Source organism: Dialister histaminiformans, from assembly GCF_900103425.1.
GTDB classification, from domain to species: Bacteria; Bacillota; Negativicutes; order Veillonellales; family Dialisteraceae; genus Allisonella; species Allisonella histaminiformans.
Window position 1 is genome coordinate 25,845 of the sequence record NZ_FMXA01000017.1, and the last position, 11,683, is coordinate 37,527.

Here is an 11,683-nt window from a genome sequence, read left to right on the forward strand (position 1 = left end):
GTTTTTCCCTATAAGGAGGATATTATGTTTGGTAACAGAGCACAAATGCAGAGCATGATGAAGAAAGCACGCAAGATGCAGGAAGAAATGAAAAAACTGCAGGATGAAATCAAAAAGAAAACTGTAGATGTTACTGTAGGCGGCGGCGCTGTTTCTGTGGTAATGAACGGAGATAAGCAGATTACTTCCCTGAAGATTGCAAAAGATGCTATTGATCCCAACGATTCTGATATGCTGGAAGATCTCCTCATCACCGCCATTAATGAAGCATCCCGCAAGGTCGATGATATGGTATCCAACGACATGGGTAAAATTACCGGAGGCCTCGGTCTCCCAGGCGGCCTGTTCTGATGAAAGACGCTGTTGAAATTATTGCAGAACAATTCCGTCGGCTTCCCGGAATCGGCATTAAAAGCGCACGCCGTCTCGCTTATTTTATGCTGGAAAGACCACAGGAAGATGTGGATACCTTTCTCAATACGATAAAAGAGGCGCGGGCTCACAGCTGCTATTGTTCCATCTGCGGTAATCTTTCTACCAGTGATCCCTGCCCCATCTGCAGTGATGACAGCAGAGATCAGCATACTCTCTGTGTAGTAGAGCAGCCTCCGGATGTACAGGCTATGGAAAAGAGCCAGGAATATCATGGTCTTTATCATGTACTCCACGGTGCCCTTTCTCCCCTGGATGGTATCGGACCGGAACAGCTTCGAATCAAGGAACTGCTTCATCGCCTGGAATCATCTCAGGTAAAGGAAGTAATCATCGCCACTGATCCGGATACAGAAGGCGAAGCCACTGCATATTACTTATCCCGGTTAATCAAACCTTCCGGCATCAAGGTTACCCGCATAGCCCGCGGGCTTCCTGCAGGAGGCGACATTGGTTACGCTGACAGCATCACACTGGCTGGTGCCGTACAGAACCGTAAAGAAATTTAAGGAGGCATTATGCTTCATACCATTACATCCAGCCTGCTCAGTTTTGGAGCCACCGGAATTCTGGTGGCTCTCTTCGCTGCCCTGATGGTTAAACGTTTTGTAAAAGGAATCATTACCAACATCATCATGGGTGGTGCATTGTATATTTTCCTGGATATGTTCCATATTGCCCACATGAGCTGGAGCGTCACGAATGGCATTGTAGTAGCACTCCTTGGTGTACCAGGCACCATTCTGCTGGCATTGTTCTGAAAAAGACAGTTCATACAGATATCAGTAAAAACCCTGAAACGAAAGCTATGGATAATCTTTCGTTTCAGGGTTTTTATATTTTTGCAGCATAAAAGCCGGGGCTGATTCCCTGGCTTTTATGCTGTCACAGATTCATTGCTGTTTACGCTGAAGACCTGCATCCTCCACGCGTAATCAACAAGCTGCATCCTGCCTTATCATTATCGGATAACCGATACAGTACCATCTTCGTAAATCCCCCGGCAGCAGTCCTGATAAACTTCTACACAGGTATATCCGCCAAAGAGAGCGAGATTCCTTGCCTTTTCCAGACTATCCGGCATGGCTTCACCGGTGCGGTAATGATAAATAATATTCTGATTCAGATCCAGAGTATGTACCTCATAATCTCCGCCCAGATGACACACCGCAACAATTCCCAGCAGGATATCAAACAGATGACGGTCTCCCATTTCTTCCTGCAAGATGTCTTTGATTTCTTCATAAAGATGGGAGTTCATGTTCGTTCCGCCGGCATCAAGCCTGGAAATAGCCTGCATATAGGCCTCACTTCTTGGTTTTCTCAGCCTTAGGCTGATTTCCTCTGATGAAAGCTGTCTCTGGTTTTCCGCCTGCATGGTCTGGCTTTCCAGTACTGACTCCTGCTTCAGGGCAGCCCCTTTCTTTATAATCATTCTTGGCTTAAACATAAACTATACCTCCTTATGCCTGATAAGGACACGGCGTACAGACGGTGCCGCCCTGGATGGAAGAGCCTCTTCCCCGATAGGTCTTCCTGACGCCGGAACTGCCCTTTCCTTCCCCCAGTTCCTTATATTATTGATTTTCTCCGGACTGGTTTTCGACAGAGGCACCACATTGGAGAATGTAGATGATATTTCCTCTTCATCCAGTACCAGATCCGGCTGCGCCACCGTATGATATGCCAGTTCGCGCACTGCAGATTCCAGATCGGCGCCTGTAAAGCCTTCTGTGATTTTAACTATATGTTCAGCAAACGCTTCATTGGATGCAAAGTCCAGATGGAGATATTTCTTAAAATACAGTGACAGGATGTCCTTTCGCTCATCCGCTGTCGGAAGATCTACAAAGAACAGTTCATCAAAACGTCCCCGGCGGAGAAGTTCTGATGGAAGCATGGATACATCATTCGCTGTAGCTACCACAAATACGGATTTTTTGCATTCCTGGAGCCAGAAGAGGAACTGTCCCACCATACGGGTAGATACCCCTCCATCGTTGGATGAACCGGCACCGGAAAGCCCCTTTTCAATTTCATCAATCCAGAGAATGCACGGAGCCACATTTTCTGCCGTGGTCAGTGCGTCTTTCAGCTGCTGCTCTGACTGGCCTACATAACTTCCCTGCACAGTGGCAAAATCCAGCCGGTACAGCGGAAGTTTCCAGCTGGCCGAAATCGCCTTGGCCGACATGGATTTACCGCATCCCGGCACCCCAACCAGGAGAATCCCTCTCGGCGGTTGCAGATGCAGTTTTTTCATTACTTCCTTTTTCTCCGGTTTTAACAGTTCCTTCTTCTCGTCCAGCCAGTCGCGCAGGCCCTTAAGCCCCCCTACATCCTTCATCGCCGGATCCACATCAATACGTTCCAGACCGGAAATATTGGAAAACAGACGGTTTTTGGCGGAACGCACTTCAGCCATATCCTCTTTTTTCACAATGCCTTTGGCCAGAAGCGCCGACATAACATTTGTCGCCTCTATCTGGGTAACCCCGGCCAGTGTGGCTGCCGCTTCCTTCACATCAGAATCATCCCACTCAATAGTAACCTGACTCCGGTTTCCATCCAGCTGTCCCTTGATAAGGGCATACATCTCTTCTTCATCCGGCATATCCAGCGTAACGATAAGACCATGCCGCTGCAGGGTATTCCATACGGAATTGTTATAAAAGACAATGACGGTACCATACATTTCCGACGCCAGGGATATAAGGTCCAGTATACGCTGTGAATCCCCGTTTTCTCCGCTGATATCCGGCACTTCCGTAAGGACCATGGTCTGATTCAGCTTTTGATCCTGGCGAAGCAGTTTAACCGTAAAATCCATAGCCGAAAGGACAGATGAACCGGTATTCCCTACCGCCTGATTGGTAAAGAGATTATATACGCCCTTGGACATAGTATGGGCATAAAAGCTCTTTTCATCCAACCAGCCTTCCTGTACCAGTTCGAGAGATACATCGCGTATCATATCCAGTGCTCTTGCCGTTTCAATAGTTTTCAGGACAATAAGCGGAATTCTTGCTATCAGATATCGTTTCAGCAGACTTGCCGCGTCTTTCTTATTACTCATTTAGCCTCCTGTAAATCATTAATCCGATGATTCTGCAGCAGATGGGACATTATGCCCGAATGATCTCTTCTCGCACTTTCCTCCAGCGCATGTTGCGCCGCATCGGCCGCCTGATCCACTGCCTCCGGAAATTTTAACCGGATACTTTCCGGCAATGCCGGAATATATACTGCATCCTTAAGTTTCTCTAAATCGTCTTTCAATCTGGTCAGCGCTGTTTCTATCCCCGCTTCATTATGTGCCTCAGCCTGATTCCTTTCAAAATCTTCCATAATAGCCTTATACCGCATTTTTATTGCTTCTTCCAGGCGATAACTCAATCGGGTTAGAGGCGTCTGTGAACAGGGGATACAGCCGTTTTTCATCGCTGTGATAACTTCGTCATCATCTTTCCTCACTGCGAAATCCCGAAGAATGGGAATCCATTCTGCATAAAATTCAGGCGCTTTCATTTTGATGTCCTCCTGACTACCTGGCGGGGAGGCACCAGATCCCACGATGGAAGCGCTGTTATCCCATTGGCCTTTTTTGTTTGGATACTCTCTTCTTTATTTATTTTTCCTGGATTTTCTGTTTCCACCGGTTTCAATGTGCTAAATGCACTGTGTTTCATTTCCATAGCATTCACCTAATTTCTGCGAATTCTTTTTCCCAGATTAAGATAGTTATCAGGATTCATTTCAGCGATAAACTGACGGGTTTTCCGACCCACTGCTGTATATCTGGCATAATAATCACGAAAATCTGCAGTTTCCGCCATAGCTTCCCGGATAATGTCTTCTACACTGTCACTCGTATGCTGCGCTTCCCTGTCGATAATCCTTCGGTTTCCCATAGCTTTTAAATAGTAAACAACCGGAAATATAATAAGCCCTGCCCCCAGGGAGGCTGCAAACATCTCCATATTTTCATGCAGGAACCGAGTCAGATAATATGCCGCTGCCAGCAGAATCGCACCTCCAAGTATTCCGCCAATCAATCCCAATATGGCAATGGCAATAATCAGAATAAGCACGCTGACCCCTAGAAAGTGATTTGCAAAAATCCAGGCACCTCCGAAATACACAAGGCCGGCCACTCCAGCCAGAAGACCGTCAGCCACTACCGATTGCCGTATCCAGGTATAGGCCTCTCTTGCCTCCTTATGAACCGGAGCAAAAGTTTCCCGGAACTGCGCAATAACTGCCGGTTCATCCAGCCCATTTCGGATCGTGTATTCAAACCTATAGTTCTGTCGCAGAAACTGGTATCGGACCTGGAAGGAAATAAGGGCTGGAACCTTCCTGATTCCTTCTCCTGCCACATCTTCATAAGCATTACGGATCCATCGTGCTGATGAAGCTACGATAAAACGTCCCGCATTAGCATTTAATGCAAAGGTATCCGTATCTCCCCAGTCCTGTGCAGCACAGGTCAGCAGAGAACTGTAATCTGAATGTATATCGACCCATTCAGCACCAGACACTTGGGAAGTCACAAAAATTTCCAGCCACTGTTCCAGCTTATCTTCCTGCTTTACCCCCGCATCCGGAGCTTCCATAAGATGTTGCAACCGTTCAAGCAGTAACTCATGAATTCTTGCCCCTTTCAACAGTTCTTCTGCGTTCGTCTGATTTGGAAGCACATTAAGCTGCTTAAAATGCAGAATCTCGGGTAACGCTGCCTGCTTGCTAAGGCCTTTCATGAAATTTTTCCATGCATCTTCCTGGGCTTCTTCCACTGCCGGATTTTCGGCCAGTTCGCTCCCCCAGCGTGTCAAAGTATCTGAAATCTCATTAACCATCTCAGTAGATAAGAAACCTGCTGCCATCATATTGAGAATCAATATAAATCCTGCATAGACCTGCTGTGCATTCTGTTCCTGCATAAACTGTGCAATCCAGAGTTCTGCCGCTTCCATGCGCTCGTTTTTTACACAGAACAATGAGAAAAACAAAGCGGTCTTCTCCCGATTAAGTGTCAGTGCCTTCTGAAGAGTGGTCTCTGCATTATTTCGTTCATCTGCATACCAGTACATCATGGCCGCCATAGCATAGGCCAGCCAGAAATCAGAATAATGAATCAGCAGATTCTTAGCCTGATTTTCTGTATCCTGCCGTGTAAAAATTCCTGAAGAAATGTTTCTGAGAATTCCCAGAAACATTTCATTCAACTCATTCCTGTCAGTTAAAACATTCGACGTATCAGATGCCATAGTAATCCTTCCGGAATAAAATATATACAATAATCTTATATTCAGTATAAGACAACAGAGAGAAATTTTACAATAACCTGAATCGCCTGTATGCATAATGCCAGGGATATACAGATGCTAAAAAGTGGTTACCGATAATTATATCGATAACCACTTTTCCAATGGGATTAGTTCCCCTTCATCTTATCAATCAGTTTATCCAGGAAAGATTCCTTCCCTTTGTACTGCTTAATATTTTCTCCGGATATATCGGCAAACCGAACCAAAGCCTCTTTTTCTTCCTTATTGAGTTTCTTTGGTACTGCCACCCGAACCACAACATACAGGTCGCCTTTACGGCTGGACTGCAGATGTGGCATACCCGCGCCGCGGATTCTGAACCGGGTTTCGCTCTGAGTGCCTGCCGGAATCTTCAATTCCACCTGGCCGTCCAGAGTATTGACTTTGATAGTGCTTCCCAATGCTGCCGTAACGAAAGAAATATCCTTTCGGCAATACAGGTCATCACCATCGCGTTCGAAATCAGGATCGTTCTTTACAAAGATGTATACATAGAGGTCACCTTTGGGACCACCATTCGTTCCTGGTTCCCCTTCCCCGGCAACACGCATCCGCACTCCGGAATCTGCACCGGCCGGTATATTGATTTCGATGGTCTTGTTTCTTCTGACCACCCCGCTGCCATGACAATCATGGCACGGTTCCTTAATAATCTTTCCTTTACCTCCGCAACGGCGGCAGGAAACGATATTTACCATCTGACCAAACGGCCCGTTACGTACTATACGCTGCTGCCCTGTGCCATGACAATCCGGGCAGGTATCCACGGAGGATCCTGGTTCCGCGCCATTCCCGTGGCAACGGGTGCAGGTGTCATTCTTGGTTACGCTGAATTTCTTTTTAACGCCTTTAGCTGCTTCCCGAAGGGTGATATCCATATTATAACGGAGATCAGCCCCCTGCTGCGGACCGTTCCGACGCTGACGTCCACCGGTGAACATGTCGAAAATATCTTCAAATCCACCGCCGCCAAAGCCGCCGAAACCACCCTGGCCGAATCCGCCAAAACCACCAAATCCACCGGCTCCCGGACCGCCGCCTCCCTGGGAGGCCTGTTGATAAGCATCATGTCCAAGCTGGTCATACTGTGCGCGTTTATCTGCATCAGACAATGTCTGATAAGCTTCATTGACTTCCTTGAACTTCTCTTCAGCAGTTTTCGGATCATCCTTATTGAGATCTGGATGATATTTCCGGGCAAGTCTTCGATAAGCTTTCTTGATATCCTGTTCTGAAGCGTTTCTGTCTACGCCCAGAATTTCATAATAGTCCTTGTTGCTCATAAGGAATAAGTCCTGATTTCACTTCCTGTTTACTTCTTGTCGTCGTCAACAACCTTGTAGTCTGCATCTACGACATCATCTTTACCATTCTTAGCGTTCTGCTGGCTCTGTGCCTGTCCCTGCTGCTGTGCCTGAGCCTGCTGAGCCTGCTGTGCCTGCTGGTACAGCTTTTCAGTCAGTTCATGAAGCGGCTTGGTCAGTGCATCTGCATCGGCCTTAATCTTTTCTGTATCATCGCTCTTCATGGTTTCCTTAAGCTTAGCTACTGCATCATTAACTTCCTTAACCTTTGCCGGATCGGCCTTATCGCCAAGGTCCTTAATGGTCTTTTCAGCCTGATAAATCAGTGCTTCTGCATTATTCTTAGCCATAATGGCTTCCTTGCGCTTCTTATCTTCCTCTTCATGAGCCTTAGCATCATCCTGCATTCTCTTGATTTCTTCATCAGAAAGTCCGGAAGAAGACTTGATATCAATCTTCTGTTCCTTGCCTGTGCCCAGATCCTTAGCAGATACATGTACAATGCCGTTAGCATCAATATCGAAAGTTACCTGAATCTGCGGAACTCCTCTTGGTGCCGGCGGAATATCAGAAAGTTCGAAACGGCCAAGGGTTTTGTTATCTGCAGCCATTGGACGTTCACCCTGCAGTACATGGATATCAACAGATGGCTGATTATCTGCTGCAGTGGAGAAGATCTGAGACTTGGATGTCGGAATGGTTGTGTTTCTCTTAATCATGGTTGTGAATACACCGCCCAGGGTTTCAATCCCCAGAGACAGCGGAGTTACATCCAGCAGAAGGACATCCTTAACTTCACCCTTAAGTACACCTGCCTGAATAGCTGCACCTACGGCAACGGATTCATCCGGGTTAATTCCCTTATTTGGTTCCTTGCCAAATTTATTCTTAATCAGATTCTGAACTGCCGGGATACGGGAAGAACCGCCAACCAGCAGAATCTTTTCAATATCATTATTGGTTACGCCTGCATCGCGCATAGCAATGTCGATTGGATCAATGGTTGCCTGTACCAGATCTGCAGTAATGCGGTCAAATTCTGCACGGGACAATGTAGCATCAAAATGAACCGGTGCACCATTAGAATCCATAGTAATGAATGGCAGGTTGATTTCGGTGTTCAAAACGCCGGAAAGTTCAATCTTAGCTTTTTCTGCAGCTTCCTTCAGACGCTGATTGGTCATTGGATCTCTCTTAAGTTCAAAACCATTCTGCTTCTTGAAAGTATCCGCAATCCAGTCCATAACGCGGGCATCGAAATCATCGCCACCCAGATGACCGTTACCGTTGGATGCTTCTACTTCGAATACACCATCTGCAAGATTCAGGATAGATACATCGAATGTACCACCGCCCAGGTCATATACCAGTACACGGTGTTCACCTTCACCCAGCTTGTCCAGACCATAAGCCAGCGCGGATGCGGTTGGTTCATTGATGATACGCAGTACATTCAAACCAGCGATACGGCCGGCATCCTTAGTTGCCTGACGCTGACTGTCGGTAAAATAAGCCGGGCAGGTAATAACCGCTTCTGTTACCTTTTCTCCCAGATATGCTTCTGCATCTGTTTTCAGCTTCTGAAGAATCATAGCGGAAATTTCCTGCGGGGTATAGCTCTTTCCATCAATATTTACCTTATAGTCGCTACCCATATGACGCTTAATGGATACAACGGTACGGTTCGGGTTGGAAACTGCCTGACGCTTTGCCAACTGGCCAACCAGAATTTCACCAGTCTTTGAGAAACCTACTACAGAAGGAGTAAGTCTGGAACCTTCCGCATTCGGAATAACTACAGGTTCCCCGCCTTCCATAACCGCAACTACAGAGTTTGTAGTACCAAGGTCAATACCAATAACTTTAGACATATCTGAATTCCTCCTTGAATTTCATTGTATATCAGCCCGGTGGATAACCATCTGGACACTGATCATGTAATTAGTTGTGTGCGACCTGAACCTTAGCTGGTCTCAGAACCGCATCACCCATCATATACCCTTTCTGCAGTACAGCAGAAACTGTATCCTTATCCACATCATCTGACTGGATTTCCATTAATGCTTCATGGAAATGCGGATCAAACGCCTTGCCCTGTGCATCCATTTCCTTTACACCGAAATCGGCAAGAACCTTTTCCAGTCCCTTCTTGAGAAGATTAAATCCTTCCAGATAAGGACCTGCATTCTTATCCTTTTCCATATGGGCAAGTGCACGGTCAATATTATCGAGAACCGGCAGGAACTTCTTCAGCACATCACCGGTAACCGTAGTGGATAATCTGGCCTGTTCCTCTCTGGTACGGCGTCTGTAATTATCAAAATCCGCCTGCAGTCGTGTATACTGCTTGGTTGCCGCATCCAGTTTAGCTGTCAGCTGTTCTACCGCTTCTGCGGTTTCTGCCAGCTTTTTGATAAATTCTGCCGCATCCCTGGCTTCTGCTTCGTCCGCCGTCTTTCCGGCATCCGATGCTTTAGCGCTGTCAGCCTTGGCTTCCGCCTTTACCTCTTCGCTGGCTGCCTGTTTTTTCTTCTCATCTTTCATGCATGTACTCTCCCATCTTTTATGATTTCTTCAACAGCTGGTTCAGTTCCTGCTGCAGATAATACAGAACGCCTATAATCTTACCATATTGCATTCTGGTCGGTCCCATTACCGCAATGGATCCCAAGACCCTCCCATCGGAAGTGAACTGTGCCCGTACAATAGATAAGTCAGATAATGCCTTGGAAACATTTTCTGTACCTATATGTACGGCGATTGGCTTTTCCATTGTTTCGGAAAGCATTCCCTGCAGTGTATCCTGCTGTTCCAGCAGATTCAGGATATCCTGCATACGTTCCACATTCTGGAATTCCGGCTGCTCCATAAGCTCCGCTGCACCACCTGTGTATACCTTCTGATGCGGCAGAAGCATCCGGCTCAGTTCTCCGAAAATCCGACTGAATCCTGACAAATCCCTTTCCACATCCTTCTGGAAAGAAAGAATCAGGTTTTCATTCAATGTATTGACATTACGTCCATGGAGGAAATGATTCAGTTTATCGGCAATAAGCTGAAGTTCATCCATAGTGGTATCTGCCGGCATGGGCACAACCACATTGGTTACATCCCCGCGATCAGATACCGCCAGCAGAATGACTCTCCGTCCATCCAGAGGCAGGAACCTTATATAGTTAAAGCGCACCTGCCTTGCGGTAGAAGAAGCCGCCAGAGACAATGTATGTGTCAATGAGGCCACAATCTTTGCCATGTCCCGGAAAATATCATCCAGTCTGGCTCTGTGTGCCCCCATCATCTTGGTTATAAGGTTTTGCTCTTCGCCGCTCACTGGAGCCGGTTCCATAAGCCGGTCTACATAGAAGCGATATCCCTTGACCGATGGAATCCGTCCTGCCGAAGTATGTGGCTGTTCCAGGTATCCTGCATCTTCCAGATCCTGCATTTCATTTCGGATGGTAGCGCTGCTGACCCCCAGATTATACTTGCGGGCAATAGTGCGGGAACCAACCGGTTCTGCTGTTTCCGCATAATCCTGAACAACCGCCCACAGAACCTGCTGCTTACGCTCATTCAGTTCTGCCTGGTTTTCTTTCTTAAGATTACGTTTCCTATTTGTCATAATAATCACCTTGTTTATTAGCACTCACACCTTTTGAGTGCTAACTTACAATACAAGAATAGCATTCACCGTTCAGAATGTCAAATAAAAAGCCGGAATTTTCATTGTTTTCTCTATGATTTCAGACTGCTTCCCGGCTCGCCCTATCCACTTCACCAAATGTCATCACCGGGAAACAATAAAAAAGCTGCCAGCCTTATCCGCCCGCAGCTTTTTCTCAGAAATCATATATCATTTTTCTCAGGGCCATACAGGCGCTCCATGCCCTGCCGTGTTACCAGCCAGATGCGGCCGGACTTTCGGGCCTCTTCCTTTGTAAACCGGGGCGCACCACCTTTATAGCCAGTACATGCCTGCTGAATCGTCCTTGCGGCCATTCCCCATCTGTCCCCGGCTTCCGCCGCCGTCATAACATTTTCCAGATCGCTTTTCACTGTACTATCTCCTCTTTTGCGTACAATCACTGAGCTCACTATAATAAAAAGAACTGCCAGTCCAACAAAGACTGGCAGTTCTTTTCATGTCGCTATGGTGACCCAAGAGAGATTCGAACTCCCGACACCTTGATTCGTAGTCAAGTGCTCTATCCAGCTGAGCTATTGGGCCAAATGTCAACATGACTATATTACCACAGGGAATTTATAAAAGCAAGGGATAAAGGGGAACTTCCCTTTATCCCTTTGTAGGATTACAATACATGTGTTACACATTGAAAACATAAAAAGCGAGACCCCCTTGTGATATAGTTAATTCGTCAAAACAAACTTTTACCAAAGGAGTATCTCGCATGAACAGTATAACACAAGTTATGAAATTTCGTAGATCTATGGTCGAATATGCATTGAAGCATGGCGTCACTAAAACCGCCATCAAATACAATACATACCGCCAATACGTGTATCGCTGGCTTCGACGTTATGATGGTTCACTGGAGTCCTTACGTAATAAATCCCGCAGGCCCAAACACCATCCCAAAGCACATACAGCTGCGGAAT

At 46.7% G+C, this 11,683-nt stretch carries 13 protein-coding genes and 1 tRNA gene; 4 read left to right on the top strand and 10 right to left on the bottom strand.

Annotated elements, in window-relative coordinates; translation table 11 throughout:
- Positions 1-24: 24 nt before the first annotated feature.
- The 3 genes from BLQ79_RS06430 to BLQ79_RS06440 are packed head-to-tail and all read left to right on the top strand — an operon-like array spanning position 25 to position 1,193.
- Positions 25-351 carry a YbaB/EbfC family nucleoid-associated protein gene (locus tag BLQ79_RS06430; protein WP_091365041.1) on the top strand — a complete coding sequence of 109 codons (327 nt, stop codon included), beginning with the start codon at positions 25-27 and terminating at the stop codon, positions 349-351.
- Positions 351-941, top strand: a complete 591-nt coding sequence (gene recR / locus BLQ79_RS06435) for a recombination mediator RecR (RefSeq protein WP_091365009.1) — start codon at positions 351-353, stop codon at positions 939-941. Before BLQ79_RS06430 ends, recR begins: the two co-directional genes overlap by 1 nt.
- Positions 942-950: 9 nt before the next feature.
- Positions 951-1,193, top strand: coding sequence for a hypothetical protein (locus BLQ79_RS06440; protein ID WP_091365012.1), 243 nt, complete (start codon positions 951-953; stop codon positions 1,191-1,193).
- A 200-nt stretch (positions 1,194-1,393) separates the two neighbouring features.
- On the opposite strand, the gene BLQ79_RS06445 is transcribed toward BLQ79_RS06440, so the two are convergent.
- The 10 genes from BLQ79_RS06445 to BLQ79_RS06490 all read right to left on the bottom strand — a co-directional run bounded on the left by BLQ79_RS06445 (position 1,394) and on the right by BLQ79_RS06490 (position 11,294).
- Complete coding sequence (locus tag BLQ79_RS06445) at positions 1,394-1,882, bottom strand: hypothetical protein (RefSeq protein ID WP_091365015.1); 489 nt, start codon at positions 1,880-1,882, stop codon at positions 1,394-1,396.
- A 3-nt stretch (positions 1,883-1,885) separates the two neighbouring features.
- Positions 1,886-3,508: an AAA family ATPase gene (locus BLQ79_RS06450; RefSeq protein WP_091365018.1), complete on the bottom strand. Its 1,623-nt coding sequence runs from the start codon at positions 3,506-3,508 to the stop codon at positions 1,886-1,888.
- Complete coding sequence (locus BLQ79_RS06455) at positions 3,505-3,960, bottom strand: hypothetical protein (RefSeq protein WP_091365021.1); 456 nt, start codon at positions 3,958-3,960, stop codon at positions 3,505-3,507. The genes BLQ79_RS06450 and BLQ79_RS06455 overlap by 4 nt, the downstream gene beginning before the upstream one ends.
- Before the next feature lie 176 nt (positions 3,961-4,136).
- Positions 4,137-5,702 (bottom strand): hypothetical protein, encoded by a 1,566-nt coding sequence (locus tag BLQ79_RS06460; protein WP_143270100.1) that lies wholly within the window; start codon positions 5,700-5,702, stop codon positions 4,137-4,139.
- 167 nt (positions 5,703-5,869) lie between these two features.
- Complete coding sequence (gene dnaJ, locus BLQ79_RS06465) at positions 5,870-7,045, bottom strand: molecular chaperone DnaJ (protein ID WP_091365029.1); 1,176 nt, start codon at positions 7,043-7,045, stop codon at positions 5,870-5,872.
- A gap of 29 nt (positions 7,046-7,074) precedes the next feature.
- The gene (dnaK, locus tag BLQ79_RS06470; protein WP_091365031.1) at positions 7,075-8,937 is read right to left on the bottom strand and encodes a molecular chaperone DnaK; all 1,863 of its coding nucleotides are present in this window, start codon (positions 8,935-8,937) and stop codon (positions 7,075-7,077) included.
- Positions 8,938-9,007: 70 nt separating this feature from the next.
- A complete protein-coding gene (gene grpE / locus BLQ79_RS06475; protein ID WP_091365033.1) occupies positions 9,008-9,610 on the bottom strand; it encodes a nucleotide exchange factor GrpE in 603 nt (200 codons plus the stop codon).
- A gap of 19 nt (positions 9,611-9,629) precedes the next feature.
- On the bottom strand, positions 9,630-10,688 hold the full coding sequence (gene hrcA, locus BLQ79_RS06480) for a heat-inducible transcriptional repressor HrcA (RefSeq protein ID WP_091365035.1): 1,059 nt from the start codon (positions 10,686-10,688) through the stop codon (positions 9,630-9,632).
- 224 nt (positions 10,689-10,912) lie between these two features.
- On the bottom strand, positions 10,913-11,122 hold the full coding sequence (locus BLQ79_RS06485) for a helix-turn-helix domain-containing protein (protein ID WP_268761828.1): 210 nt from the start codon (positions 11,120-11,122) through the stop codon (positions 10,913-10,915).
- 95 nt (positions 11,123-11,217) lie between these two features.
- A tRNA-Arg gene (locus tag BLQ79_RS06490) sits at positions 11,218-11,294 on the bottom strand.
- Between the two features lie 181 nt (positions 11,295-11,475).
- Here BLQ79_RS06490 and BLQ79_RS06495 point away from each other — a divergent pair.
- Positions 11,476-11,683 (top strand): helix-turn-helix domain-containing protein (locus tag BLQ79_RS06495; RefSeq protein WP_143270038.1); only part of this gene is annotated, 208 nt, incomplete at its 3' end.

Bases quoted from the DNA above. Each gene is read 5' to 3' on its own strand.
- grpE (WP_091365033.1), bottom strand. From the start codon at position 9,610: ATGAAAGATGAGAAGAAAAAACAGGCAGCCAGCGAAGAGGTAAAGGCG.
- BLQ79_RS06450 (WP_091365018.1), bottom strand. From the start codon at position 3,508: ATGAGTAATAAGAAAGACGCGGCAAGTCTGCTGAAACGATATCTGATA.
- BLQ79_RS06430 (WP_091365041.1), top strand. From the start codon at position 25: ATGTTTGGTAACAGAGCACAAATGCAGAGCATGATGAAGAAAGCACGC.
- BLQ79_RS06460 (WP_143270100.1), bottom strand. From the start codon at position 5,702: ATGGCATCTGATACGTCGAATGTTTTAACTGACAGGAATGAGTTGAAT.
- recR (WP_091365009.1), top strand. From the start codon at position 351: ATGAAAGACGCTGTTGAAATTATTGCAGAACAATTCCGTCGGCTTCCC.
- BLQ79_RS06445 (WP_091365015.1), bottom strand. From the start codon at position 1,882: ATGTTTAAGCCAAGAATGATTATAAAGAAAGGGGCTGCCCTGAAGCAG.
- BLQ79_RS06440 (WP_091365012.1), top strand. From the start codon at position 951: ATGCTTCATACCATTACATCCAGCCTGCTCAGTTTTGGAGCCACCGGA.
- dnaK (WP_091365031.1), bottom strand. From the start codon at position 8,937: ATGTCTAAAGTTATTGGTATTGACCTTGGTACTACAAACTCTGTAGTT.
- dnaJ (WP_091365029.1), bottom strand. From the start codon at position 7,045: ATGAGCAACAAGGACTATTATGAAATTCTGGGCGTAGACAGAAACGCT.
- hrcA (WP_091365035.1), bottom strand. From the start codon at position 10,688: ATGACAAATAGGAAACGTAATCTTAAGAAAGAAAACCAGGCAGAACTG.
- BLQ79_RS06455 (WP_091365021.1), bottom strand. From the start codon at position 3,960: ATGAAAGCGCCTGAATTTTATGCAGAATGGATTCCCATTCTTCGGGAT.